Annotated in this window: 20 protein-coding genes and 1 pseudogene; 9 read left to right on the top strand and 12 right to left on the bottom strand. The window is 67.3% G+C overall.

Going from position 1 to position 24269, the window contains the following annotated elements; all coding sequences use genetic code 11:
- Nucleotides 1–51: 51 nt before the first annotated feature.
- Nucleotides 52–447, bottom strand: a complete 396-nt coding sequence (locus OHS57_RS16055; RefSeq protein WP_328582389.1) for a TOBE domain-containing protein — start codon at nt 445–447, stop codon at nt 52–54.
- 282 nt (nt 448–729) lie between these two features.
- Between OHS57_RS16055 and OHS57_RS16050 the strand changes: the two genes are divergently transcribed.
- Nucleotides 730–1692, top strand: coding sequence for an LPXTG cell wall anchor domain-containing protein (locus OHS57_RS16050; RefSeq protein ID WP_328582388.1), 963 nt, complete (start codon nt 730–732; stop codon nt 1690–1692).
- Nucleotides 1693–1895: 203 nt separating this feature from the next.
- Nucleotides 1896–2768 carry a polysaccharide deacetylase family protein gene (locus tag OHS57_RS16045; RefSeq protein ID WP_328582387.1) on the top strand — a complete coding sequence of 291 codons (873 nt, stop codon included), beginning with the start codon at nt 1896–1898 and terminating at the stop codon, nt 2766–2768.
- Here the strand turns inward: OHS57_RS16045 and OHS57_RS16040 are convergent.
- Entirely contained in the window at nt 2735–4012 is a 1278-nt protein-coding gene (locus OHS57_RS16040) for an MFS transporter (RefSeq protein ID WP_328582386.1), read from the bottom strand. The genes OHS57_RS16045 and OHS57_RS16040 overlap by 34 nt on opposite strands.
- Before the next feature lie 103 nt (nt 4013–4115).
- Nucleotides 4116–4478 carry a TraR/DksA family transcriptional regulator gene (locus OHS57_RS16035; protein ID WP_328582385.1) on the bottom strand — a complete coding sequence of 121 codons (363 nt, stop codon included), beginning with the start codon at nt 4476–4478 and terminating at the stop codon, nt 4116–4118.
- A gap of 172 nt (nt 4479–4650) precedes the next feature.
- On the opposite strand from OHS57_RS16035, the gene OHS57_RS16030 reads away from it, so the two are divergent.
- On the top strand, nt 4651–5154 hold the full coding sequence (locus tag OHS57_RS16030; protein WP_041988662.1) for a DUF4234 domain-containing protein: 504 nt from the start codon (nt 4651–4653) through the stop codon (nt 5152–5154).
- Between the two features lie 70 nt (nt 5155–5224).
- Here the strand turns inward: OHS57_RS16030 and OHS57_RS16025 are convergent, their stop codons facing one another.
- Nucleotides 5225–6040, bottom strand: coding sequence for an SAM-dependent methyltransferase (locus OHS57_RS16025; protein ID WP_328582384.1), 816 nt, complete (start codon nt 6038–6040; stop codon nt 5225–5227).
- Nucleotides 6041–6182: 142 nt separating this feature from the next.
- Between OHS57_RS16025 and OHS57_RS16020 the strand changes: the two genes are divergently transcribed.
- Nucleotides 6183–7094, top strand: a complete 912-nt coding sequence (locus OHS57_RS16020) for a hypothetical protein (RefSeq protein ID WP_328582383.1) — start codon at nt 6183–6185, stop codon at nt 7092–7094.
- A complete protein-coding gene (locus OHS57_RS16015; protein ID WP_328582382.1) occupies nt 7091–7873 on the top strand; it encodes a hypothetical protein in 783 nt (260 codons plus the stop codon). Before OHS57_RS16020 ends, OHS57_RS16015 begins: the two co-directional genes overlap by 4 nt.
- A gap of 507 nt (nt 7874–8380) precedes the next feature.
- Here the strand turns inward: OHS57_RS16015 and OHS57_RS16010 are convergent.
- On the bottom strand, nt 8381–8581 hold the full coding sequence (locus OHS57_RS16010; RefSeq protein WP_328585259.1) for a hypothetical protein: 201 nt from the start codon (nt 8579–8581) through the stop codon (nt 8381–8383).
- Nucleotides 8582–8699: 118 nt separating this feature from the next.
- Here OHS57_RS16010 and OHS57_RS16005 point away from each other — a divergent pair, with 118 nt between their 5' ends.
- Nucleotides 8700–11396, top strand: coding sequence for a tetratricopeptide repeat protein (locus tag OHS57_RS16005; protein WP_328582381.1), 2697 nt, complete (start codon nt 8700–8702; stop codon nt 11394–11396).
- Nucleotides 11397–11535: 139 nt separating this feature from the next.
- Here OHS57_RS16005 and OHS57_RS16000 read toward each other — a convergent pair whose 3' ends face one another.
- On the bottom strand, nt 11536–13779 hold the full coding sequence (locus OHS57_RS16000) for a DUF7779 domain-containing protein (RefSeq protein WP_328582380.1): 2244 nt from the start codon (nt 13777–13779) through the stop codon (nt 11536–11538).
- Nucleotides 13780–13901: 122 nt separating this feature from the next.
- On the bottom strand, nt 13902–14438 hold the full coding sequence (locus OHS57_RS15995) for a hypothetical protein (RefSeq protein ID WP_328582379.1): 537 nt from the start codon (nt 14436–14438) through the stop codon (nt 13902–13904).
- 637 nt (nt 14439–15075) lie between these two features.
- Between OHS57_RS15995 and OHS57_RS15990 the strand changes: the two genes are divergently transcribed.
- The gene (locus OHS57_RS15990) at nt 15076–15288 is read left to right on the top strand and encodes a hypothetical protein (protein WP_328582378.1); all 213 of its coding nucleotides are present in this window, start codon (nt 15076–15078) and stop codon (nt 15286–15288) included.
- Nucleotides 15289–15395: 107 nt separating this feature from the next.
- Here the strand turns inward: OHS57_RS15990 and OHS57_RS15985 are convergent, their stop codons facing one another.
- Nucleotides 15396–15983 carry a TRADD-N-associated membrane domain-containing protein gene (locus OHS57_RS15985; RefSeq protein WP_328582377.1) on the bottom strand — a complete coding sequence of 196 codons (588 nt, stop codon included), beginning with the start codon at nt 15981–15983 and terminating at the stop codon, nt 15396–15398.
- Between the two features lie 392 nt (nt 15984–16375).
- Nucleotides 16376–20164 (bottom strand): hypothetical protein, encoded by a 3789-nt coding sequence (locus OHS57_RS15980; protein WP_328582376.1) that lies wholly within the window; start codon nt 20162–20164, stop codon nt 16376–16378.
- A 281-nt stretch (nt 20165–20445) separates the two neighbouring features.
- Here OHS57_RS15980 and OHS57_RS15975 point away from each other — a divergent pair.
- Both OHS57_RS15975 and OHS57_RS15970 read left to right on the top strand, forming a co-directional pair.
- A pseudogene (locus OHS57_RS15975) lies at nt 20446–20672 on the top strand (hypothetical protein); the annotation flags it as partial.
- Nucleotides 20665–21708, top strand: coding sequence for a phosphotransferase (locus OHS57_RS15970; protein WP_328582375.1), 1044 nt, complete (start codon nt 20665–20667; stop codon nt 21706–21708). The pseudogene OHS57_RS15975 and the gene OHS57_RS15970, both read left to right, overlap by 8 nt.
- Here OHS57_RS15970 and OHS57_RS15965 read toward each other — a convergent pair.
- Genes OHS57_RS15965 through OHS57_RS15955 form a run of 3 tightly spaced genes read right to left on the bottom strand, consistent with a single transcriptional unit; the run spans nt 21678 to nt 24269 of the window.
- On the bottom strand, nt 21678–22736 hold the full coding sequence (locus OHS57_RS15965) for a glycosyltransferase (RefSeq protein ID WP_328582374.1): 1059 nt from the start codon (nt 22734–22736) through the stop codon (nt 21678–21680). The two genes, OHS57_RS15970 and OHS57_RS15965, sit on opposite strands and share 31 nt — an antisense overlap.
- A 7-nt stretch (nt 22737–22743) precedes the next feature.
- Complete coding sequence (locus tag OHS57_RS15960) at nt 22744–23358, bottom strand: dTMP kinase (protein WP_328582373.1); 615 nt, start codon at nt 23356–23358, stop codon at nt 22744–22746.
- Nucleotides 23355–24269, bottom strand: coding sequence for a PIG-L deacetylase family protein (locus tag OHS57_RS15955; RefSeq protein WP_328582372.1), 915 nt, complete (start codon nt 24267–24269; stop codon nt 23355–23357). Before OHS57_RS15955 ends, OHS57_RS15960 begins: the two co-directional genes overlap by 4 nt.

Raw genomic sequence — 24269 nt, 5'->3', positions numbered from 1 at the left:
AGGGTACGGCGGACAAGAGACAGCTCAGCTCAGCGCGGACCGATACGCACGTCAGCGCAGATCGATATGCACATTGGTCGACTTCACCCGTGCGGTGACCATCACACCCACCGCGATCTCCAGCTCGTCGACAGCTTCGCGCGTCACCAGCGACACCACCCGGTGCGGCCCCGACTGGATCTCCACCTGCGCCACCACGTCGTCGACGACGATCCCGGTCACGATCCCGGAGAACGAGTTACGGACCGACGTGGCCACGTCGTCCGGCACCGGAAGCACACCCACCGCGCGGTCCTTGGCGAACGACGCGAGGCTCACGCCGTCGATGGTCCGGTTCCCCGCACCGTCCCGCTCCATGAGCAGCTGACCTCCGTCGGCCCACCGGCGGACGGTCTCCGAACTGACACCGAGCAGCCCCGCTGCCCGGCCGATGCTGTACGAGGCCACCACCGCACCCTAGTACGCCGCAGCCCCCGATCATCGCGGCGCCGAACGCGGCGCCGAACGCGGCGCCGAACGCGGCGAGGGCGCCGAACCGGCCAACGCCACTTTGCGCTGGCCAGGTTGACAGCCCACTGCGCCAGGCACAACGATGCTGATACCACCGAGGCCGTTGTGTCCCGAGTGGTAATCGACCATCAGCCCGATACCGCCTCGGCACGCCCTTCTCTAGAAGGTTCCTGTGCGGCGGACTCTCGTCGGGCGTTGTGAAGTCACGATTGGATTCGCATGCCCATAGCGCGTCATGTCACCCTGTGGCGTTTTGTCGGGGTGGGTGCTGCCGCCCTCGCCCTGTCCACCGCAGCGGCCACCTCCGCCTACGCGGGCGACTGCCCCGGCGGCCACGGCTGGAACAAGGGCCACCAGACCGGATACAAGCCGGGTAAGGGCGCCGGTGTGAAGACCCCGACCGACCTGTGCGAGTTCTCCCTGGACGGCCAGACCTGGAAGGGTTCCGTCCAGGTCGACGACCTGAACCTGAAGCCGTCCGACGACGGCAAGGTGCACGTGAAGGTGCGGGCCGCGAAGGACGCCACGTCCTGCACGGCGTCGCTCGCCTCGTACCGTACCCACGGTGCCACCTGGGAGAGCTCGGGCAACCAGGTCTTCCACGACTTCGACACGGTGAAGGTGAAGCCGGGCGGCGGTGACACCCTCGACATCGCGGTGCCCGACGTCGGCTGCTTCGCGCAGGTCGACCTGTACCGCGGTGCGGTCAAGTACGACGGTCTCAAGAACGCCAACGACGGCTTCGAGCACGGCGATCTGCCGGTCGGCCCGCAGCACGCCGTCATCCTGGACAAGCTGATCGCGTCGTGGAACGGCGGGACGAAGAACTGCACCGAGCAGACCATCCCGAGCACACCGCCGTCGAGCCCGTCGTCCCCCGCGACCTCGACGCCGTCGGACACCCCGACGGACGAGACCTCCACCGCACCGGCCCCGCCGGCGTCGTCGACCCCCGCGCCGTCCGAGACGGTCTCCGGTGCGGAGTCGAGCCCGGCCGCCGCCAACTCGGCGAGCCCCGCGGGTGACGTGGACGCGGTCGCGTCCGAGAGCCCCGCCGGTGGTCTGGCCGAGACCGGCAGCAGCAACGTCGGTATCACCGTGGGCGGCGCCGCCGTCCTGCTCGCAGCGGGTGGTGCCGCACTCCTGATCACGCGCCGTCGTCAGGCTGCCCGCCGCCACTGACGGCAGGCCGACCGCTGACCGACCGGGCTACCGAGCTACCCAGTCACCGGGCGGCCGGAGCCAGGGCCCAACAGCCCTGGCTCCGGCCGCCTTTTGGTGCCGCCTGCCACTGCCGCTTGCCGCTGCCGCTTGACCTTCACACCAGTGTGACGGTTCGAGCATGGAGCCACCGAGACCTTCGCTGCGGACATGAGGTGGCACCCATGGACAACCAGCTCTTCGACTACACCCCGATCACCGAACGGGACGCGATCCACTGGCCGGGCGGCGCCCGGATCGCCTTCTACGTCGGGCTCAACATCGAGCACTACCAAGTCGACCTGCCTTCCACGAGCATCTTCCCCGGCACCGCCCAGCTGGCGCCCGACCCGCTGAACTACGGCTGGCGCGACTACGGCCCGCGGGCCGGCATCTGGCGGCTGATCGAGAGCCTCGACCGCCATCAGGTACGCGCGAGTGTGATGCTCAACTCCGATGTCGGCGAGCGCTATCCGCAGATCATCCAGGCGGGCAGGGACCGCGACTGGGCCTGGGTCGCGCACGGGAAGAACAACTCCATCTTCCAGGCCGACATGACGCCCGACGAAGAACGCGCCTATCTCGGCGAGGTGATCGCCGCCACCGAGAAGGCCACCCGCCAACGGCCGCGCGGCTGGCTCGGACCCGCGCTCACGGAGACCTTCCGGACCCCGGAGCTGCTGGCCGAACTGGGCCTGGAGTACGTCCTGGACTGGGCCAACGACGACCAGCCGTACCGGCTGAACGTGCCGGGCATGCTGAGTGTGCCGTACTCGATCGAGGTCAACGACATCAGCCTGTTCGTCGGAAAGGCTGTCAGCGGGCCTGACTTCGTGCGCATCGTCAAGGACCAGTTCGACCAGCTCTACGCAGAGTCGGCGGAGAGCGGCCGGGTGATGTCGCTGGTCCTGCACCCGTTCGTGATCGGCCAGCCGTTCCGCCACAAGTACCTCGACCAGGCGCTGGAGTACGTCGTCAACCACACCGGAGTGTGGCTGACGACGACGGACGAGATCGCGGAGCACTACGCGCGGACGGCGGCGGCTCCCGCGTCCTGACCGGTGTGGGAGTGGGCGGAACGCTCAGTGCCGGCCCGGCTCGCACGCGAGCGCTCCGCCCACCGTACGGCCGGGCCGGTCGCGGCCCCCGCGCCCAGGAAGACCGCACCGAGGAGCAGCCAGCCCGGTACGCCCCAGGTCACCAGCAGCGCGGTCAGCAACAGCGGCCCGAGGGTCCGCGCCACCGGCACACCCGTACCGAAGAAGCCCTGGTACTGGCCCACTTGGTGGGCCGGTGCGAGCGCGAAGCTGATCTGCCACGACCCCGCCGACTGCCGCATCTCGGCGACGACTTGCAGCGTCGCGCCGACGACGAGGATCGCTGCCGCCGCCCAGCCGGGCAGTCCGGCCGCCGACAGGGCGAACACCAGGCACGAGGCGAACATGATGACGGACGAGTGCCACACGGCACGCGACGCGGTACGCAGCCCGGTCACCGCACGCGCGGTGCGGACCTGGAAGGCCATCACCGCAAGGGTGTTGAGGACGAACAGCGCCGATACGAGCCAGCTCGGCGCGTTCGTACGCTCCACGATCCACAGCGGCATCGCCAGGCTGAGCAGCGGCATGCGCAGCAACAGCACGGCGTTGATCAGCGTCACCACGGCGTACGGCCGGTCGCGCAGCACGGCGAGCCGCGGCTCGCCGCTGCCACGGTCCGGTACGGGGGCGACAGTTGGCAGCCTGAGCAGCACGACGGCACAGACCAGGAAGCTCACCGCGTCCATCGCGAACACCGCGAGATACGCCCCTGCGGTGTCCCGGCTCAGCGCGAGCCCACCGAGCGCGGCCCCCAGCGCCAGGCCCGCGTTGAGGGTCGACTGGAGGTGGGCCAGTACGCCGGTACGGTCGGGCGGTGCGACCAGCCCCGCGAGCAACGCCTGCCGCGTCGCGGCGAGTCCGCACTGGGCGACGGCGTACACGCAGGCGGCGACGAGGAACAGCGAGAACGACCGAATCGTCAGGAACGAGGCAACCGCCGCGCTGGTGGCCAGGGCGAGCAGCACAGCGGTCCCACGCGGCCCCCGCCGATCGGCCAGCGCCCCGAGCGGCACCCCGGCCACCGACCCGACGGCCCAGGCGACGGTCAGCCCGAGCCCGATCTGGGTGGGGGAGAGGCCGACGACCCGCACGAAGTAGAGGGCGGAGCAGACGTAGTACGCACCGTCACCGACGGAGTTGCTGAGCTGCGCGGCGGCGAGGACGCGCGGCGCACCGGGCGGCGGCAGGATCCGGATCGGCATGGCGCGTTCCCCCTGGCACGTGGTGGTTGCCTGTGGAACGAAACTAGCGGCCGGACCTGCCCAGCCGGCAGTTCCAATCAGCGCCGGGAAATGTGGGCCACTTCTAGTGGATCCGTCCGGCACACGCCACGCAGGTCCGCACGGCGGGCAGGATCTCCAGCCGCTCCAGGGGAATGGCACCCCCGCACACCTCACACCGCGCGTACACGCCTGCCTCCAGCCGTTCGAGCGCCAGCTCCAGATCAACAAGCTGCTGCCGCGCCCGCCCCAGCATGGCGCCGAGATGCGCCCGCTCGAAGGCGGTGTTGGACCCCTCGGGGTCGTGCTCGTCATCGACGGCGATGAGGGCGTTGGCTTCCACGATGCCGTCGTACTCACGCTGGAGCGCCACGATCTGGGCAGCGGTACTGGCGCGCTCGGCGGCGAGCCGCGCGCGTACGCCCTCAAAATCGACGGAATCACTCATCAGGGGGCAAACGCCATCGCCTGGATCCGCATTCCCCGACGGCCGCTATTCGACCTGATCACGGTAGCGCGACGAAAGATCACGAACCGGCAACTACCCCCATCAGTCAACTACTTCCCTGTCACGCTGCTCCAGCTGAATCCAGCGCAGGCAAATATGGAGTACACACCACATGACTGACATCCAGCCCACCGCCGAGTCCACCCGTAGCGACTCGGCTCCGGCCGGGGGCGCTCTCGCGCCCAGCGCCACCGACAACCCGATCGCGAGCCGCTTGACCGGCCTGGCCATGAAGCGTCGCGGGTCTGTCGCGGTGTGGATCGGGCTGCCGCTGGTCACCCTCGGGATCTACCAGTTCGTCTGGTACTTCAAAATCCACAAGGAGCTGCAGCAGTTCGACCGCCGCCAGAAGCTCAACCCCGCAGGCAGCCTGCTGGTCCTGATCTTCCTGGGCTGGACCCTGATCGCTCCGCTGATCTCCTTCCACAACACCGGAAAGGCGATAGCGAACGCGCAGCGCGCGGCCGGCCTCCCGGTGACGTGCAGCCCCGCCGCGAGCACGTTCCTGGCGTTCGTCTTCGGTCTGAACATCTGGTACATGCAGCGTCAGCTCAACCTGGTCGTCGACGCGTACCAGGAAGCCGCCCCGGGCACCGAGGTGCCGCTGGCGGCCTGACCGTCCTCGTAACAGCCGCTGCCGGAACGCTCGTTGAGCGTTCCGGCAGCGACGTAACAGGGGGAGATCCCTAGGGCTTACGGGCGACGGCGCCGTACATCGCGATGTCCTCGTCCCTGATCTCCTCCGTGACCGTCCCGTCCGGCCGCCACTTGTGGACCTGCGCGATGCCCGGCTCCACCAGGTCGAGCCCCTGGAAGAACTCCTCGGCCTCGGCCATGGTCCGCAGCCGCATCGGCATGCCGCGCTTCGCGTACTCGCGGGCGACCCGGCCGACCTCGTCAGGCGCGAACTCGGCGGTGCCGATGGACATCGCCAGGTAGCTGCCGGAGGGGAGGGGCTCCAGCAGCCGGCGGACGACGCCGACGGCGTCGTCCTCGTCCATGACGAAGTGCACGATCGCGATGACCATCAGCGCGACCGGCCGGCTGAGGTCGAGGGTGTCCCGCAGCTCCGGGGCGGCCAGGATCGCCGCCGGGTCGCGCATGTCCGCCTCGACGTAGGCGGTCTTGCCGGCGGGGTCACTGGCCAGCAGGTCCTGCGAGAGCGTCAGGACGATCGGGTCGCTGTCCACGTAGACGACCCGCGAGTCGGGGGCCGCGGCCTGGGCCGTCTCGTGCACGTTCGGCGAGGTCGGGATCCCCGTACCGATGTCGAGGAACTGCCGGACCCCGGCCTCTTCGGCGAGGTACCGCACGGCCCGGTGCATGAAGTCCCTGTTGGCCCGCATATGGATCGGCATGGCGGGCCACTCCCGGGACATGGCGTCCCCCGCCTCCTTGTCCGCGGGGTAGTAGTCCGTGCCGCCGATGATGTAGTCGTAGATGCGCGCGGAATGCGCGGTGCTGGTGTCGATGTGGCCGCCGGGCGACCCCTCGTCGGACAAGATGCCCCTCCTCTACCCGCGAGCTGGACCACCATCCTCCCCCTGAAAGCCCCCACAGGACCCATGCCTGATCCACCCGGGCCAGGGCGCTGAGCTGGGCCGAGCTGGTGCGGGTCACGGTCCGCCGTGCTGTACTGACGACGTGGAGCGAAAGCACGCACTGGCAGCGGTGACCCACCTCAGGCGGCCCGGTGGCGCAGCTTCGGACCCTGCGACCGACCGGCGGGCCGAGCGGGTGCGTACCCGGGTCCGGCTCATGATCGAGATCACGGCGCGGTCCGGGGCGTACCGGAAGGGGCTCGTCGCGGCGACCCGCCGGCTCAGCCCGGAGGAAGCGGCGATCCTCTCTGATCTGGAAGGCCACGGGCTCCAGGTGCCCCAGTTGCACGACGTGCTGTGCGGCGGGCATGTGCTGGTGGACGCACCGGAGCTGTACGACAAGTGGCGGTTCGCCGGTGTGAGTCACGAGCGCCTGTCGAGCCACCACCGCGACATCGACAAGACGCGCTATCCCGACATCGGGATGCGCGGGGACGTGGTGCGGGAGAAGCTGCACGGGCGCACCGCGCAGGGGACCTGGGTGCAGCTGGAGAAGACACCGGCCGCTTTCGGCGGCAAGAAGATGCCCAGTGTGGACGACCTCCGCCACCTCATGGATTACGTGGTCTACCGGATCACGCGCAGCAATGTCGGGCCCTGGGGACTGTCCCGGATGACCGAACGCCGCCCGCTGTACCTGTCGCCGTTCCTCGCCGTGCCGACGTCCCTGACGCCGCCGGTCGCGCGGGTGCTGACCCAGGCGCTGCGCCGGGTGGAGGAGGCCGACGACGTCACCGCCGTCTCCGCGGACCTGGCGGCCAGGTTCCCGCCGCCTGACCGGCAGGACCTGGCCGGTGAGCTGGGACAGTCGCTGTCCGGCAGGGCGGGCCGCGGGCTGTTCGGCAACTCCGAGGTGTGGGTGACCGAGACCCCTTCGCGCAGCGCCGCCGAGGTGCTGCGGGAGAGCCATGTACCGCCCGTGGTGGAACTGCTGCAGCCGGGAGGACCGTCATGAGCGACGACGATCAGCGCGACGTCCCGCCGGCCGTTCTGCCGGACGCCGGTGCGGCGCCGTCGGACCCCGGCGCGGCGACCGCCCCTGAGGGGCTGGTGACGGCCGTGGTGGACCTGGTCGACACGGGCCCGGTGCTGCTCGGCGCGTACACCATCGCCGAGCTGACCGCGGTGGACGCGATCGTGGACTTCCTGGAGGCCAGGCCCTCGGACGACGTGATCGCCGAGGCCGTACGCTCGCTGGCGGCCCGGCAGCTGCTGCTGGCGGGAGACACGGGCGAGCAGGTCCAGGTGCAGGGCGACCTGGGCATCGCGGTGGCCTTCCAGCAAAGGGCCCGCAGGGTGCTCGACGCCCGTACGACGGGGTCGGGACCGGGCGAGCCGTGGCGGATCCTGTTGCTCCCCCAGCCCGAGCACATCTGCCTCATGGTCCGCATCGACGCACTCGGCGTCCACCAGATGGGCCTGTACAAGCTCGACGAAGCCCTCGACACGCTCACCGAATGGCTGCCGCGCGGCTCGTCGGCGGACCGCGACGAGTCGGCGGACACCGACGCCGTACTCGCCGCGGCGGAGCGCTCCGCGCTGATCACCGTCACCGAATACACGGCGGAGGGATCGGCCGAGACCGCGGGCAGCAGCCGGGATCTGGTCCTGGCCCGCAGCGGCGGACGACTGCACGTCCTGGCCCGCGACCCCGAACACCGCGAGCAACTGGTCCCGGACCCGGAGGCACACAAGGACAACGTCCGCGAACGCCTCGAAGGCATGCTGACCTAGGGGCAGGGGAGCGCCCCCAAAGCTGAGGCCCAGGCCGCCGGTGCTGTACCGGTCGACCTGGGCCTTTGTCCTGCTCGCCGCTCGCACGGCCGGTGGTGCCCCCGGCAGGATTCGAACCTGCGACACCCGCTTTAGGAGTGGGATTGGATCCTTGCCGGGGGGTGCCTGGCCGTTCTACACGGTGCTGTTCTGCCTGTTCAGGCACTTGTTGCCTTCCCTGGCGTGACAGCCGGATCTACCCGATGCTAACCCGTCCGCTCACGCATCGCTCACGCATCGCTCACGCATCGCTCACGCATCGCTCACGCATCGCTCACGCAACGCGAGCCCGTGCGATCAGCGCTTCCACAGGTCCTCGTGAGACAGGAGAAGGGTGCTGCCTCCCGCCCACTTCGTTCTACACACGTGGCGGATCCATACCAGTCCTCGCCCGGCCCGCTCTCGTCCATGTGACCATGCTGACCGGGGCGGTTCACTTCGGCGGCGGTTATCCAGCCTGGGAAGGGCTCAGGAGACGATTTGGGCGAGAGCGCCGGTCAGGGCGGCCGCAAGGGTGAGTGCGGCAGCGAACGTGGTGGCGGCCCGCATGACGGCAGCGGGATAGGTGGCGCCATCCAGCCGGGCGAGCAAGCCTGCAGCGGCGGCAGCCAGTAGGGCAAACATGACGACCAGCGCAGTGACGAGGAGGACAACGACGAGGCGGGTCACGGCAAGCTCCTTGTAGAGGTGAGGCATTGACGTGACGAAGGTCGCGGAAGCGATGTTCGCCGGGGCCCGGCTGGACAATGATGAACACCGGCGAACACATCGAGCCGGGACGGGACGAATGCACGACGAACGTAGCGAGCTGGCGGCGCTTATCGAGCTGCGCAAGAGGCTCGCCGACGGTCTGGCTCGTGCCGGGCTGAACAAGACTCAGCTTGCCGCGCGAGCAGAACTGGGCCGCACTACCGTGCAGGAGGCGTTCCAGGCGGGCAAACCTGCCCCATCGGCCGAGACGGTTGTCGCGCTGGCCCGCGTGCTACGTCTGCCAGACCAGCAACTGCTAGATCTGCGTCGCGGTGCCGTCCGAGAGATCGACCTTGCCCTTGGAAAGGACCACGGCTTGGGCAAGCCGATCGCAGAGTGGGACCCTCACGACTTGGAGGTCCACCCCGCCGGGGTCGGTTCTGCGGCCGTGCCACAGCGGGTGCTGCCCGGCTACGTCCCGCGTGGCCATGACCGGATCCTCGCTGACGCGGCGCTGGAGGCAGAACAAGGCAACAGCCAGATGCTGGTCCTGGTCGGCACGTCCTCCACCGGCAAGACAAGAGCCTGCTGGGAGGCCATTCAACCGCTCGCACCCCGAGGGTGGCGGCTGTGGCACCCGTTCGACCCGACCCGAGCCGATGCTGCCCTTGACGACCTCGAACGCGTCGGGCCTCGCACAGTGGTCTGGCTCAACGAAGCCCAGCACTACCTCGGCAACCCCCAGCTTGGCGAGCGCATCGCGGCCGCAGTCCATACCCTCCTCACCCATCCCAAGCGCCGACCGGTCCTTGTTCTGGGCACCCTCTGGCCCGAGTACGCCGACCAGTACACAGCCTTGCCCCCCGCTGGCTCCCCGGATTCGCACAGCCGGGTCCGAGAGCTACTCTCTGGACGCACCCTCACCATCCCCGACACCTTCGGCCAGGACGCACTGCGGACCGCAGCTGTCCTAGCGCAAGCTGGCGACCAGCTGCTCGTTGATGCTCTCACCCGAGCGCACGCCCACGGACACATCACCCAGGACCTCGCTGGCGCCCCCGAACTGTTACGCCGCTACGAGCACAGCACGCCGACCGTCAAGGCCGTACTGCAGGCGGCTATGGACGCACGCCGACTTGGCGTGGGCCTCCACCTTCCGCAAGCCTTCCTCGCCGATGCCGCGATCGACTACTTCAGCGACCGGGACTACGACGAACTCACAGACGACTGGGCAGAGGCGGCCTTCGCCGACCTCGCCCGCCCCGTGCACGGCAAGCAGGCACCCCTGCGCCGCACCGGAGCCCGGCCAAGGCGCCGCCCGCCCGGCGGCCCGGCATCGGCACCCACGCCTTCCTCAGTGACGGGGCCAGCGTTTCGGCTTGCCGACTACCTCGAACAGCACGGCCGCACCACTCGGTTGAGACTGTGCCCACCCGCATCGTTCTGGGCCGCCGCCCACGCCCACCTCACCCGCCCCGACGACCTCGGCAACCTTGCGATCGCCGCTGAACAAAAGCACCGCCTGCAATGGGCACACCACCTCCGGCTCCGCGCCGCCGACGCAGGCCACCCCTACTCCCTCAACTACCTGGCCCGGATTTGGGAGGCGGCTGGGGACACGGAAGGCGCTGAAACCCTCTACCAGCGAGCCGCAGAGGCTGGCGACCCCAGCGGTCTGAATGACCTCGCGGAGCAAAGGAGAGAGGCGGGGGATCCGGAGGGTGCTGAAGCGCTCTATCGGCGGGCCGCCGACGCTGGCGACGCAGACGCCTTGTTCATCGTGGCGAGCCGCCGGAAGGCAGCCGGAGACCGTGAGGGCGCCGAAGCCTTTTACCGGCAAGCCGTAGACGCTGGCCGGCCTGACGCCCTTGTCGACCTAGTGGAGTTGAAGGAGGAGGCCGGGGATTGGGGGGGTGTCAGGGCGCTCTACGAACGGGCCGCCGACTCTGGCGACACCTACGCCATTGCCCGTTTGGCAGACATGAGGGCGGAGGCCGAGGACCAGGAAGGTGCCGAAGCCCTCTTCCAGCAGGTCGCCGATGCCGGCGACACAGATGCCCTGATCTTCCTGGCCGAGCTAAAAGAGGATGATGGAGACTTCGACGGCGCCGAAGCTCTCTATCAACGGGCCGCCGAAGCTGGCGACGCCAGTGCCTTGGTTTACCTAGCCCAGATGAGGGAGGAGGCCGGGGACTGGGAGAGTGTCAACGCCCTCTACCAACGGGCCGCCGATGCCGGCGACACCGGTGCTCTGACCTACCTGGCCCAGCTGAGGGAGGAACATGGAGACCTCGACGGCGCCCAAGCTCTCTACCAGCAGGTTGCCGACACCGGCGATACCTACGCCGTGGTCCACTTGGCCCAGATGAAGGAGAAAGCCGGAGACGTCGAGGGTGCCGAGACCCTCTACCAGCAGGCTGCTACCAACCCAGGCGCACTGACAGTCCTGGCGCGGACGTGGGAGCAGGCCGGGCACTGGGAGGGCGCCAATGCCGTCTACCAGCGAGCCGCAGACGCGGGCCACGCTGGCGCCTTGGTCCGCCTGGCAGAGCTGCGAGAGCGGGCCGGGAACCAGAAGGGCGCCGAGACCTTCTACCAGCAGGCCGCCGCTACCGGAGACCCCGATACGCTGATCGGCCTAGCACGGATGCGAGACGAGGCAGGAGACCGGGAGGGTGCTGAGACCTTCTACCGGCAAGCCGCCGATACCGGCGAACTCCCCGATGACGAGGCCAAGATGAGGTGGCCGTACGGACTAGACCCGGACGGCTCGCCTTCGCCCGCTTGGTCGTGACCTACAACCACCGACAACACGTCGAAAGCCTCAGCAATCCGTGTCGGGGTAGCCGTAACCGAGGAGCCCTGAAGGACCGGCAGCCGGGCCAAAAATTAACGTCCAGCAGGGTAGCTTACGTTGGATGCCATGCTGCAGGTTAACGCGGCGGCAATTTCAGTACGGTGCCGGCGGCCCAGTGGAACTGGGTGAGAACGAGGCGGGTGAGTCGCACATCCGGATGGGTTGGGCCCAATTCTCGGAGCCCCCTCTCCAGGAGATCCGAGAGGATCGCTATAGCCCCCGAGAGGTCCCCGGACTTGCCCTTCCAGTAGCCAAGATTATGAAGGAGCGCTCGGATGTTCGGATGATGGGTCTCAAGGTCTGATTCCTCCTCCAGGAGAGCGGTATAGTCCGCGATTGCTCCCGAGACGTCGCCCGAGCATCCCTTCCACCAGGCAAGGCTTGTACGCAGGGAACGGACGGTTCCGTGGTTCAAGCCCACATACTGGCCGAGCCCCTCGATAAGCTCGGCGTATTGATCGACTGCTCCCGCTGCGTCTCCAGCTCTCCCGCGCTGTTCGGTGAGGCTGGTGAGCCCACTCAAAATTGCTTCGAATTCCTCCTCCGTCATCCGTTCGGTATCGATTTTCTGGTGACGTATGGAGAGCACTTCCCGGATGCCAACCGTGGCCAGCGTCGAGTCGCCGGCCAGACCTCGCCAGTAGGAAAGGTTATGGCGAACGTCCAGAGTAAAGGAATCTATCGCCCCGCGGGCCTTCATGGAATCCTCAAGAACTTCCGCGAGTTCTGCTATGGCAGTGGCTGCTTCTCCGACTTCTCCCCTGACGTTGGCTAGGACTCGGCGAGTGGCCAACGTCAGGTGGTCCATCGACCCAACTACGCGTTGCGCGTCGCCCAACAGATCTTCGAGCGCAGCGGCAGCGCCATTCAGGTCTCCCGCGCGCCACTGCCAATAGGCAAGGTTATAACGCATGGCGAGCGTGTGCCGACTGTCCGCACCTAGTCGGCGGTTGACCGCCTCCACCAGTTGGCGAAAATGATCCAGAGCCGCATCGAATTGGCAATCAGCCCCTAGGGTGGCGCCGAGCCGCAGGAGCAACGGGTGCGGCTTAGGGTCCCACAGATCTCCTTGTGCGTTCTGAATAACAGCTTGAGCATTGGAGAGAAATTCCCCCCTATTGGCCCTGTCGTCCCGGTATTCGTTAACGGTAGCCAAAAGCGAGTCAGCGGCTGAACGGATCGCATTAGGGTGATCGATGGGTGAAAGTGACTCGCGTGTGGCGCGTTGGATGAGTTGATGGACTCGAACGCGTGGGTGGGTCGCTTCCGGCGAGTGCTCGATCAAGCTGAGACGGTGCAGGACACGCAGTGCCGCACGTGCTTCGTCGCCAGAGACGCTGTTCTCCGCCTGATCGCCATCAGAGCAGGCTCTGTGAGCGGTGAGGTAGGTGAGGGCGGGCTGGCTGGTAAGAACGTGTTCAGGAATACCGTTCGGGTCCATGGCCGAGGCAAGCTGGAGCACCGACCGGGCCAGTCCAGCGGGGCGCAAGGTATCGGCGCGGTCGAGGGACAGGCTCCAGGCAGCAGCCACGGTGTGGGTTTGGTCGTCGGGCAGGACGTCGGGGGCAGCGTCGGCCAGGGAACGGGTGCGGTCGGCCAGCAGGCCCCGGTATTCCCGGCAGCTGATGCCGGCGTCCATGAGGTAGGCGGCAGCCTGGGACAGCGCAAGCGGCAGCTGGCCCAAGTCGTGGGCGAGGGCGATAAGTTGCTCTTTGGGCTCGATGCGGCCGTAGTCGGCCAGAGCACTCGTGAGGTAGGCCAGGGCTTGGGTTTCAGTGAACAGACCGATCTCGATCAGGCGTCTACCGGCCCCGGCCAGGGCGGCGTCCTTGCGGCGAGTGGTAGCCAGGGTGCGGCCGTGCGGGCTGGCTGGCGGCCACCACCCCCTCATGTCGACGGGGTCGGCGACGTCATCCAGAACCACGAGCCAGCGGCACGGGCTCGGCTGCGGCTTGGGCTCCAGCCAGGCCAGGAACGTCCTCGCCGCCTCCGGATCACCGGGGTCGGCGCCCAAGATCTCTACCGCGGCCTGGGCATAGCCAGCTACGACGGCGCTACGGCTGCCCGCAGTGATCCACACCAGCAAATCCAGCGTGCCGGCCTGCCATGCAGTGCGCGCGTAGTGGGCGGCCAGCTGAGTCTTACCAACCCCGCCCATCCCTGCCAGCACCCCGCCCGCCGGCACTTGGTCTGCAGATTCGACGACCGCGGTACCGCCGCCGGCCAGCAGCTGGGCCAGTCGGCTGGTCTCGACCCGGTCCTGGAACCACTCCGCTTGAGATGGGATCACCCCGACCTGACACGGCCATGTGGCAGGCATGCGTGGCGCGGCCTGGTAGATGACCCCGACTGCTGTGCTGCTGTGGGCGGCGTGGACCACTATCCTCTCGGGCATAGCGGTGCTCGCGGACTGTGGTGGTGGGCTTGGAGCTGCCGGTCCGTTCAGCCCTGGGACGGATCCGGCGCCGGAGGGGGGCCGATCTGCGCGCCTCCGTGAATGATTCCGGCTGCGATCGAGCCTCCCTCTGCGCGGATGCCTATGCTGCCACCAACGGCCAGCCCACCCGGGCCGGCCGATACTCCGCTGTGGGGGGTGTGCTGGGCCAGCAGGGCACGCAGTTCGTCGGCGGCCTGGTCGCACTCCGTCTCATCCAGGCTCTCCAACATGGCTTCGATCCGGGCCTGCCAGGTCGCCTCTTGGCGAATGCGTACCCGATCCACTGTGTCCGCATCAGAGGCTTCGAGTGCAGATGCGGTCTGGTCCAAGCGCTCCAGCTCTGCCTGCTCGCGTTGTCCGTCGCCGCGCCCGAACCACCGTGCAATCGCCTGCCGCAACCCTGTCCATGCCTCCGTTCCGGCGGCCTCCACCACCGCGATGCCGCCCGCTGCGGCTACAGCCGCCAACGCTTCCTCCAGCACCTTGTGCCCCCTTGCTTTGCCGCCGATCCGTGGTAGATGACTGAAGAGTGCATCGGTCAACAACCGTCTGGTCCTGGCTATATCACGCTGAGCGGCATCCTATAGTCGCGAATCCACGCGAAGTTCACGCCCCGGGCAGGTAATCAACAGCTCGAATCGGTGGGTCAGTCATCGCATGACACGCCACGATGCCGAAGACGCCGTTCTGGGCCGTTGACGGAGGCCCAGAGTCGGGTGATCAGCCGTCAGGCAGTCATGCGGCGACCCTGAGTGGGACTTGCCCTTGGAGGGGGTGGGCCCCCGTCATGGACTGATGTCATCGCCCAGCGCCCGGTCGTCAACACCCTGATGATGAAGTGCCGTTGAGCTCTGTGCAGTATCATCGGCAACAGTGGGCCACTAACCCCGCGCACCTGTGCGCCCCGGTAAAACGGGAGGGCAGGACAAGCCAGCAACGCTGACGGGGATGTGACCGCCAAGGCACCCCGCGACGCTAGTCAGCGGAGTTGGTGGGTTTCCGCCACGTCGTTTCATGCCGGACAGTAGTGCCCCGGGCTGAGAGCAACAGTCCAAACGAGAACATTTTGCGTGCAGCGTCAGCGCAGGTGTCTCGACCCGAATGAAGGAACGCCCATTCGGTTCGAGCTGCCTGCAGCGTGGACCTTTGGGTGTTCCCCTGAACACGAAAGGGACGTCGGTGGACGGCGCAGCCATCCTCTTCATTCTCGCCATCGCTGGTGTGGTCGCAATCTTCCTCTTCTCCGTGAAGGGGGTGCTGGACCAAGTCCCCGGTGTGCTCGACTCCGCTGGGCGCGCGCGTGATGCGTGGGAACGATTCAAGGGCGAGGGTGACAGCCCTCGTGAGCTGCCGCCCTGCGCGGACGACGAGGAGCCGCCCATTGCCGGGTAGGGCGTCCCGGGTTCCGGTAGCACCACGGAGCGCATGAGACTCCGGGCCTCCCAGGCCCGGCGTGCACGCAGAGGCCCGGGAGAATGCCGTCCCGGGCCTTGTGCTGGTCAGCGGGTGGAGCCGCCGGGCTCAATCTCATCGGGCTGTCGGTTCTCTTGCTCAGGCAAGAGGCGGTTGACCATCACCTCTGGGGTCGACTGCATGTCGAGCGCCTTCATGGCTGCCGCCGAGTTGAGCCGATCGCGCACCGCCGGATCGCCGACACGATCGATAAAGGTGGTGGCGGTCTCCATCTTGTGATCGAGGTCGATCTTGGCGTCCATCCGGTCGGCCTGTTCTGTGACGTGGGCCCTGGCACGTCGGGCGTGAACCGCCAGCGCGCCACCGCCGCCCGTGATCAGTGCACCCGTCAGGAACGTCACGACCGGCAGGTAACTGAGGTCCGGATTCCCGGCGTGCACCAGTCCCAGGACAGCCGCAGTCAGGATGATGGCTGCGCCGCCAGCCATGAACCAGACGCTCAGCCGGAACGTCCACTCGGCTTGCTTGAGCGAGTGCTTCAGAAAGTCGAAGAAGAACTTCTGTCGCTGCTCAGCGAGGGGCTCACCGTCGGCCTTCTGAGCACTGTTTGTCTCAGCGCGCTGATCCGCACCAACATTGATGACACTGCCGGTAACGCTGCCGATGTGCACCACACCGTGATTGCTGACCTGCCCCCTTCTTCGTCGTCTTCTGCTGGCACCGCGTAACTCGAATCGTCCATGTCGTCTCTCGACATGTCGTCCCCCCTTCCGGCGCAGCCGCCACTGCTCCAACTTCGGTCAGAGTAGCGGCGGCAGGACTGTCAGGCGGCGATGGTGACGCGGGACCGAATCGGAGCCAGAGCGGCACCCGGCGCGGAGACGGCGCTGACCCGCACGGGCACGGTCGGGCTCTCGACGTCCCGGGCCGGACAGCCGCGATACTGGCCGACGCGGAGGCCCGAACCATCGGGTGTGCTTAAACTGCCGTACACGATGGTTGAGACAGCCGGAGAGAAACTGGACCTCCTTCGCTGGCAATTCCGCGGGACTTGACGCGGTACGGCCTACTCCAGGCCCTGATGCCGTCGCTCTGCCTCTTGGTCCTCCCGCCGGGCGTCAGCTTCGTACGACTCCGCAAGCCCGTTGAGCAGCTTCTTGGTTCGCGGCCAGGCGCGTGCACGTTCGGCCTGCTCCCGGAAGGACCGGGCCAGCTCCGACTCTTGTACTCCGCCATCCAGGAGTCCCCGGCTGGTCACACCTCGTTTGTTGTAGATACCGATTCTGATACCTCGTTCGAGATCGCTACTGTTGATCTCTTCAAGTAGGTCTCGGACAGCCTCCGGGATCTGCAAGTCGTCCGGGTCGCGTGGGGCGGAAGCAAGTACCTGACCGATCTGTTCGTCACCGATCCTGGCACGATCTCTGGCAGCCAGTTCTGTCCGTGCCGCCATCACCCACGTGCGCAGCGCAACCCTGTCGAGGCTCCCGCCGGCCGTCAGTCCGGGGCATGTACGCAAAGTGTGAAGGATTCCGTAGGCACGGCTCGCGATATTGCGTCTATTTTCTTGCTCTACGGGATCTGTTAGGTCCTCCTCGGTAGCGGTGCTGGGGCGGAAGGACCACGTCACCAAATCCGCGAATGCCTCAGGGTCCTCAGCCAGCGTCTTGTGGAGGGTCGGGGCCTCAGCGTCGAACCCGAGCGCAGGGAAGAGCTGCCACTCCAGACTGAGGATGCGTTGACGCCCGACGTGCTCGTGGTGCCGGGCCAGCAGCGCGAAGAGATCCTGGAAGCTTGAACTAAGTCGGCCGAGCTCGGGATCGCTCAACCTAGCTGCGATGAGGTCTTCAAGTCCGGTGAGGACGATCTCAGCGGCCTCTGCTCTGTCGCCTTCTCCGCCGTATAGGAGGATCACGTCCAGCGCTGCTGCGGGACGGCCTGCACTCAACAGCGATCGGGCCGCTTCAAGAGCTTGCGGGAAGTCGGAGCCGAGCCCGAAATAGGAGAACTCACGCCAATAGTGCTCTGCTACTTCCGGACTGAGTTCGGCTAGCTTGGGCCATGCGGTGGCTGGCTCCAGGGCGAGCCGCAGGATGAGTGCCTGAGTCTGCGGAACCTCGGTAAGAGAAAGAAGCCTGTCGCGGAGATCATTCCCGTGGGCCCACATGCGCCGACGCATGTACCCTGTCGCAACCTCCTTTGCTGGTGAGGTGTCCTCCTCGAGCCAGGACAGCAACTCTTGGTCATGGTCCCCTGAGTGCTCTGCCAGGGCGATGCCCACCAGGTCCGCGAACTCCGTTGCGGAGGCCAGCGCCACAAGGCCCCCCAGTCCTCTGTCCGCGACTGTCTCCCTGACCGCTGCGGCCCGCCGGGCGAGGATTTCCGCGTCGTAGGCGGCGAAGTCGTCACGACGCCTTATGTCGCCGAGCGTGATCCAGTGGGATTGGAACAGCCAGGCGTGCCGCTGCACCGGATTCCGAGGCTCCAGTGCTTCGCACGCGGCTTGCAGAGGGCGAAGCTCGTCTGCGGGAAGGGCCCATGCGGTGTCCGCATACTCCTGGTGCCGGGAGATTTGACTGCGCAGCGCGTGGTGGAGAACCGCACGCTGATCGTCATCTTCCAGGCCGTCGGCCAGCTCGGTCAGTCGTTGCGCGACCTCAGCGCGGTGCTTGGGAGGGAGATCGTCCACTTTGCCGATCAGGTCCACATACAGCTCGGGCGCGGCATTGAGTTCGTCGAGGAGCAGGTCGACAACGGCGGTGATAACACTCCATCGATCATGAGGGGTGACCGCGGTGTCCATTTTCCAGCCACGAAAACGCGGACCAGGATGGCCCATCTGAACCGCGTGACTGTCAGGGATGAGCTGGAGGAGCAACTTCCGGCCGACTACCAGGTGCCTTCGCGCCAAACGTTGGATCACTCTGATGCGGTCCTCGGCGAGGGCGGTTGTGTTGGGAGCCCATGCGCTGAGAATCCCAACCAGGCTCGCGAGGGGACGATTCGATAGGCGGCCGCCCGGGTCCGCGACGGCCAGCGCGGTCAGGACGTCGACTGCGTCATCGAGGTGCTCTGGAGACCATGCAAGGATTTCCAAGGACCACAGGAACCTTGTGTGGGGAGAGCTGGATCCCAGCCCCATGTTGTCAGGCTGGTTGTCGGTGAACATGGCAGCGTGAAGAGGTGTGGTGCCACTGAGGCCCTCGTGCATCGCCTCTATGAACTCCTCCGGTGCAGCCTCAGCTAGCAGGGTGAGCACATCGCCCAGGGAACGCCACAGGCTGTACGAGTCATCAGCGTTGGCCTGCTCCAGCAGGTCACGGACCATCAACCGTGCCCATCGATCCCCCGTGATGCCTTGGGGACCCCGTAGGTCCGCGCCCAGGTTGCCCAGGAGGGCGAGCGACTGGGCGAGCCCTGCGCGAAGGGTGCCTGAGAAGCGCGGCCTCGCGCCCATCACCCCGGCTCTCCACCGCTCGCTCGGGTCTAGGTCGAGAGTTGGATCCGTTTCAGTCAGTACCTCCATGACTGCCGTTCGGAAGACGTGGAGATCGTCGCTGGTAAGGGATGTACCGAGCACAGTCCAGGCATCCTCGGCTGCGAGCACGTGCCAGCTCTCCTCCAGGTGGCCTAGGAAAGGGATGTCGGTCCCGGTGGCGAGCTCTCGGGCTCGTTCCTGCAACTTCTCGTACTCAAGACCCAAGCACTGTGCAACAACACGGCGGTCTTCTCGATTTTCCCCTTGCCAGGAGTTCAGCAGGAGTAGCCGTCGGCGGACCACATCGAGCGTCGAGGCCCGTTCCGATGTGAGTGGCTCCGGGTGGTGGGCCAAGGCTCGCCGCAGCGCGAGCAGGCTGCGACGACCGAGCGTGCCGAGCCGGGCCGCACGTTCGTACGACATGCCAGCTGCCTGCAGCACGGACTCGACGGCCTGGCTGTGGAGCCTGGGCACCATCACGTCGCACGGGGCGCCGGGCATCGCCGCCCACACGAGCTGGTGAGGGCGCTGCTCCGGAATGTCCCGTGCGAGCGCCGGGTCTGCGAGGACCAAGATCAAAGGCTGGAGCTGCGCGACCAGTTGCTCGAGACTGTCCTTGCTGGAAACGAACAGCACTCGCGTCCCGACCTGGCTGGAGCCCAGGATGCCTTCCTGCTCTAGAGCAGCGGCAACGAAAGCACAAACCTCGTCGGGGCGCAGATCACCACCCAGCGCGATCACCGACGGCTTGGTGGCGAGTAAGGCACTGAAGTCGGCGGCCGCCGTCTCTCTCCCGGCCAGCACCACCGTCCGGTCCAGTGGGACGCGCGTCGAACGGAGCCAACTGTCAGTCCACCACGTTTCCAGAGACCGCACGCCCGGCAGTGCTTTCCCTAGTCGGGCAGCAAGCCATGCCGTGGTGGCGGGCGCCTGTTCCAGCCAGAGGTCGATCCCGTCGAGGTTGTACCCGCGTACCTCCCGCCATCGACCATCCTCGGTGTGGCGCTCGACCCAGGTTCGAGCATCTCTCCACGTGTCGAGGACGACTTCCACGTAGGTGACGTCTTTGGTCGCGAGCCCGTTCGGCCCTTTCGTCCTCTTTTCGTAGTCTCCCTCGGCCTTGCTGTTGCCGCCGCCAACAGACAACTCCCACACCGAGGTTCCCTCGGGTACGAACGCCGATGGTCCCGACGCTGTGGCAATGCCGTCGAAACCCCCGACCGCAGTGCCGGAGCCTCCGGGCATGTCCAAGGATTCCAACCCGATTGCGGTCTCGGCTATCAAGCGCCTGACGAGCAACGGGAGCACGGTATCGAAGCCCGCGTCACCGCGTGCCTTGCGAAGATCGTCACGATCGATGGGCGGCCATGCAGTCATGCCCCGACGGTACTGCCACCCACTGACACTCATTTCGGATTTAGTTTCCGTCGACGCCTCCATCGCCCGCGTTCTGGAGCTTCAGTGCCTCATCGCCGGCCGCGGCGGCCCGCTTCTTGCGCGCCCGTGCCGCCGGCGAGAACGCCGGCCCTGAGAAGAGCCAGAGCCTTATGACGCGGGGAAGGCTGGCCTGGACTTCGTGCCGGATGATGCTGATCGGGTGGGAGACATGTCGGAGATCAACTCTCCGTCCGTTCACGCAAACGGCTGCGGACGAAAACCCCGGCGTCTTCGGTGCAGGCTATGTCTTGGGCCGTACCTATAGGCAGGCCATCACCGCAGCCGGCAGCGGCGCTCGGCGGCTCTGGACGCCGAGCGCTACCTCCCCGCACTCACTGCAGGCGCACCTGACACTGCGAGGCTGAGCCCCAGTGAGGTGTGGCCTCGGCGTGCTGTGAAGCTCGTATCTGGGGGCCTCGGCTCCGCGTATCGTCCTTCGCGTGACTGATGCCACCGCGAAGAACAGCACTGATATCCCTGACAGCGTCTTCGTCGAGCTGACCAGTACTTTCGGCCTTGGAGAGGTGCGCGAGAGGCGCTATCTCGCCGATGGACTGATGAACGAGAACTGGAAGGTGGACACCGCAGCCGGGGTGTTCGCACTCAAGCGGGTCACCGACGTGTCGCACGATCGGCTGGTGCGCAACCTTGGCGTGCTGGATTCGCTGGCCTCTGATGGTATCCCGGCCAGTGCTCCCGTCCCTACCGCCTCCGGCTCTCTGGTGGCAGAGGTTGGCGGCGGTGTCTGGTGCCTCTTTCCATGGGTGACTGGCAGCCATCTCCGTGGTGTGGACCTCAGCCTGTCCCAGGCCGCTTCCCTGGGGGTGCACCTGGGGCGCCTCCATGAAGGGCTCGATCGGGCCCGCGACAAAGGCATGCTGCCCGCGGTGCCGGAAACGGTGCCCGCCGATGTGACGACGCCGAAGCGGGCAGTGGAAAAGGCCGAGCGATTGTCCGGAGCGGTGGGAAACAAGGGCGCCTGCACTGGCTTCGACGTGGCGGCGATGGCCGCCCTGGAGCAGCGCCGTGTACTGATCAGCAAGCACGCCGGTCGCCGGCCACAGAGCGGGGTCCCTGCGGGCCGCCACGGGTGGACGCACGGCGATGTCCAGTACCGGAATCTGCTGTGGGAGGGCGGAGATCTGGCTGCCATCCTCGACTGGGACCGTGTCGGCGTCCGACCGTACGCCGAGGAGGTCGTGCGGACGGCCCAGGTGCAGTTCGGTGTGGACGGGGTGTTCGACCTCGCGCGGGTCTCAGAGTTCGTTCGTGGCTACCGCTCGGTGGTGCCGCTGGAGACGTCGGCGCTGGCTGATGGTGCCCGTCGGCTGTGGTGGAAGCGGATGACGGACTTCTGGCAGCTGGAGTTCCATTACGACCGCGGTAAATTCTCGTTCGATGATCTCTTCACGGCGGACGAGGCGCTGCTGCACTGGTGGACGGAGCGGCTCGATCAGGTCGAGGACGCGTTCGCCGCAGGGTAGATCCCGAGGGCTTCGAGCTCTGGCAGCCTGGGGCGGGTGAGGCGCGCCGCGTGGCCTCGGGCTTGCTGGCCGAGGGCGTGATGGTCGGCAGCGTTGATGGCGTTCGCCCAGGCCCGTGGTCCCGCCGTGTGAGGTAAGACGATTCCGTGTGGGCCGATGGCTTCCGGGATGCCGCCTCTGGCGCTGCCGATGCTGGGGGTGCCGTGCAGCGCGGCTTCGACGATCACCCGGGGGAACGCGTCCTCCACCGTGGATGGCACTAGCAGCAGGCGATGGCTTCGGTAGAGAGCGTCCATGCCGTAGGTGCGAGGGACGTAGGCCACGTTCGGGTAGGCCGCGAAATCTTCGGCGTTGTGCCACCAGCCTTCGACCAGCGTGAAGTGCTGCTCGGGCATCATGCGGATGACCTCGTGGAGGAGGGCAGAACCTTTCGCCGGGATCGGGTTGACCATCAGCACCGCCTCCGTCCGCAGCACGTTTGTACCAGGCGAGGGCTGCACGAACGGCGGGTAGAAGACGGCGAGACGTGTACCGAGGTGGTGGCGTGCTCGGCCGAGCACGAACTTCGATACAGCCAGGCCGTATTGAGGGCGTCCCGTCAGGACCCCGAGGCCGGTCTTCGATACGGAGTGCAGGATGCCTGCGACGAACGCAGAAGGCCGGGCCTGTTCGGCGAGGTCCGCCGCACCCTCTTGAGAGGTGAACACAACATCGGGGCGCAGGCCGGTCAGCAGCTCGTGCAGGGCGGTGCCGATTTGATGCTGCGGTGCGGCGATGCAGTCCACTCCGTTCCAGCGGTAGCGGAGCACCCCCTTGGCCTCCTCGTATGGGGTCTGACGTGCATCGAGCAGGCTTCGTAGCTGGGGGAGTTGTGTGGTCTGGTCCCAGGGCGCCTGGTGAGAGCCCAGGTAGACGACCTGCCAGCCGGCAACCGCGAGTTCTTCGGCCAGGAGTTGCTGTGTGACTTCGGCGCCTCCGATGAGGAGTGGTGGTGGGGTGCGGCGCCAGGCGAAGAGGGCAGTGGGCATGGGCGGGTCACCTGGTCCAGAACGAGATGAGGGTTTCCACTGCCTGGGCGATGCCGTCTGGGCTGGTGTCGGCAGGGATCACGGTGACCTCTTGGGAAACGGGAGGCTGTGCGCGGGCGAGGAAGTAGTCGCGGGTGTGCGTGAGGAAGGCGGGCTCGTGCAGGAAGTAGTCGGGCTCGGTGGCCGTGTGCCCTGCGGTTTTGCGGCGCAGGCCGAGTACCTCGGTGGGCACGTCGAGGTAGAGCGTGTGGTGGGGGCGTAGGTGGGGGAGCACTTGGAGCCGGTCGCGTAGCTGGTGCTGGACGGCGTAGCCGAATAGGGCGTCGACGGCGTGGGCATGAGCGAGGAGGGTGTCCACAGAGCGGTCGAGGATCACCACGGGGTTCGCGGCTGCGAGTGCCGTGTGGACGCGCGCTTTCTCGACGGCCATGAACGTCTCGAAGGCGGCGACCTGTTCGGCCGCAGACGCGGTGCGCGCCGGGGGCACGGCGTCCCGACGGCCGATCTGCTTGACGTAGCAGTCCGCGATGTAGGCCCGCTCCCCGTAGCCGCGCCTGCGCAAGTGACGTACCGCCGTCGACTTCCCGGCGTACGAGGGACCTTCGATCGCGATGACCTTCATGACGACTCCGTCCGGTAGAAGCGCTCCGCGTACGTGCCGGAACTGTTCGGGAGATCGGCGGCGGCGGTCCAGGCGTGCCGGATCGGCCGGTACATCTTCCGAGCCGGGTACATCTGTGAGCCGTGCATTCGCAGAACGGTGCACTTGTCGAGGACCACCGAGGTGACGTCGACCAGCGAAGGCACGAGCGCGGCCCGTGTTCGGGAGCGGAAGAGATGCTGGTCGCAGCCCGCGAGAGCGTAGGTGGACCAGAACGCCAGGTCCTCCCAGAACCACCGGCATCCGAGGCGGACAGCGGCGTCGTGCACCAGCAGGTGGTCGGGGTGGCGGGTGGCGGCGGCGGGGGCGAGGAGCTCGGCGTCCGGGTGGGCGGCGACGATCGCGCGGAGTTCCTCCGTGATCTGCGCGAGGCGGCCTTCGTCGTAGGGGCGGTACGGAGGTTCCGCGTCCTTGTGGCCGAGGGCGAGGCGGGTTGCGGCGAACGGGGCCAGGGCGGCGGCACCCTCTCGATCGCGCAGGCGCGAGACCGCCGATTCCGTGCTGTAGGCGTCTTCCAGCGACGGGTGGACGCTGGTGGAGCGGGTGAAGACCGTAGCCACGGTGAGCGGGCGGGGGTGGGCGAGGAAGGTCCCGGAAGCCGACAGCGCGAAGTCGTCGTGGTGCGGTTCGAGCGCGAGAACGGGGCGGCCGGTCGGGCGGCGCAGCTCGATGAAGTGGGGCCGGCCGCTGTGCGGGGCCATCAGCTCGATGACCTGGTGGTCGTGTGCCTGGTGGCGGGTGAGGAGCTGGTGGGTCCACTGGTGGTGGGCGTGGTCGAGGTCGTCGGGGAAGGTGTAGATCCCCGTCGCGTCCGGTATCGGCATGGGAACCGACGGTGCGGACGTGTCGGTGAGGGCGGTCGTGCCGTTCAT

It is taken from the genome of Streptomyces sp. NBC_00370, from assembly GCF_036084755.1.
Lineage (GTDB): Bacteria > Actinomycetota > Actinomycetes > Streptomycetales > Streptomycetaceae > Streptomyces.
Note: the sequence above shows the minus strand (reverse complement) of the source record. Positions and strands in the feature narration are given on the sequence as shown.

What these genes read in the sequence shown, in the direction of transcription:
- OHS57_RS15955 (WP_328582372.1), bottom strand. Translation starts at nt 24,269, where the DNA reads ATGAACGGCACGACCGCCCTCACCGACACGTCCGCACCGTCGGTTCCC.
- OHS57_RS15965 (WP_328582374.1), bottom strand. Translation starts at nt 22,736, where the DNA reads ATGCCCACTGCCCTCTTCGCCTGGCGCCGCACCCCACCACCACTCCTC.
- OHS57_RS15980 (WP_328582376.1), bottom strand. Translation starts at nt 20,164, where the DNA reads ATGACTGCATGGCCGCCCATCGATCGTGACGATCTTCGCAAGGCACGC.
- OHS57_RS15960 (WP_328582373.1), bottom strand. Translation starts at nt 23,358, where the DNA reads ATGAAGGTCATCGCGATCGAAGGTCCCTCGTACGCCGGGAAGTCGACG.
- OHS57_RS16015 (WP_328582382.1), top strand. Translation starts at nt 7,091, where the DNA reads ATGAGCGACGACGATCAGCGCGACGTCCCGCCGGCCGTTCTGCCGGAC.
- OHS57_RS16050 (WP_328582388.1), top strand. Translation starts at nt 730, where the DNA reads ATGCCCATAGCGCGTCATGTCACCCTGTGGCGTTTTGTCGGGGTGGGT.
- OHS57_RS16035 (WP_328582385.1), bottom strand. Translation starts at nt 4,478, where the DNA reads ATGAGTGATTCCGTCGATTTTGAGGGCGTACGCGCGCGGCTCGCCGCC.
- OHS57_RS16005 (WP_328582381.1), top strand. Translation starts at nt 8,700, where the DNA reads ATGCACGACGAACGTAGCGAGCTGGCGGCGCTTATCGAGCTGCGCAAG.
- OHS57_RS16040 (WP_328582386.1), bottom strand. Translation starts at nt 4,012, where the DNA reads ATGCCGATCCGGATCCTGCCGCCGCCCGGTGCGCCGCGCGTCCTCGCC.
- OHS57_RS16000 (WP_328582380.1), bottom strand. Translation starts at nt 13,779, where the DNA reads ATGCCTGCCACATGGCCGTGTCAGGTCGGGGTGATCCCATCTCAAGCG.
- OHS57_RS16030 (WP_041988662.1), top strand. Translation starts at nt 4,651, where the DNA reads ATGACTGACATCCAGCCCACCGCCGAGTCCACCCGTAGCGACTCGGCT.
- OHS57_RS16045 (WP_328582387.1), top strand. Translation starts at nt 1,896, where the DNA reads ATGGACAACCAGCTCTTCGACTACACCCCGATCACCGAACGGGACGCG.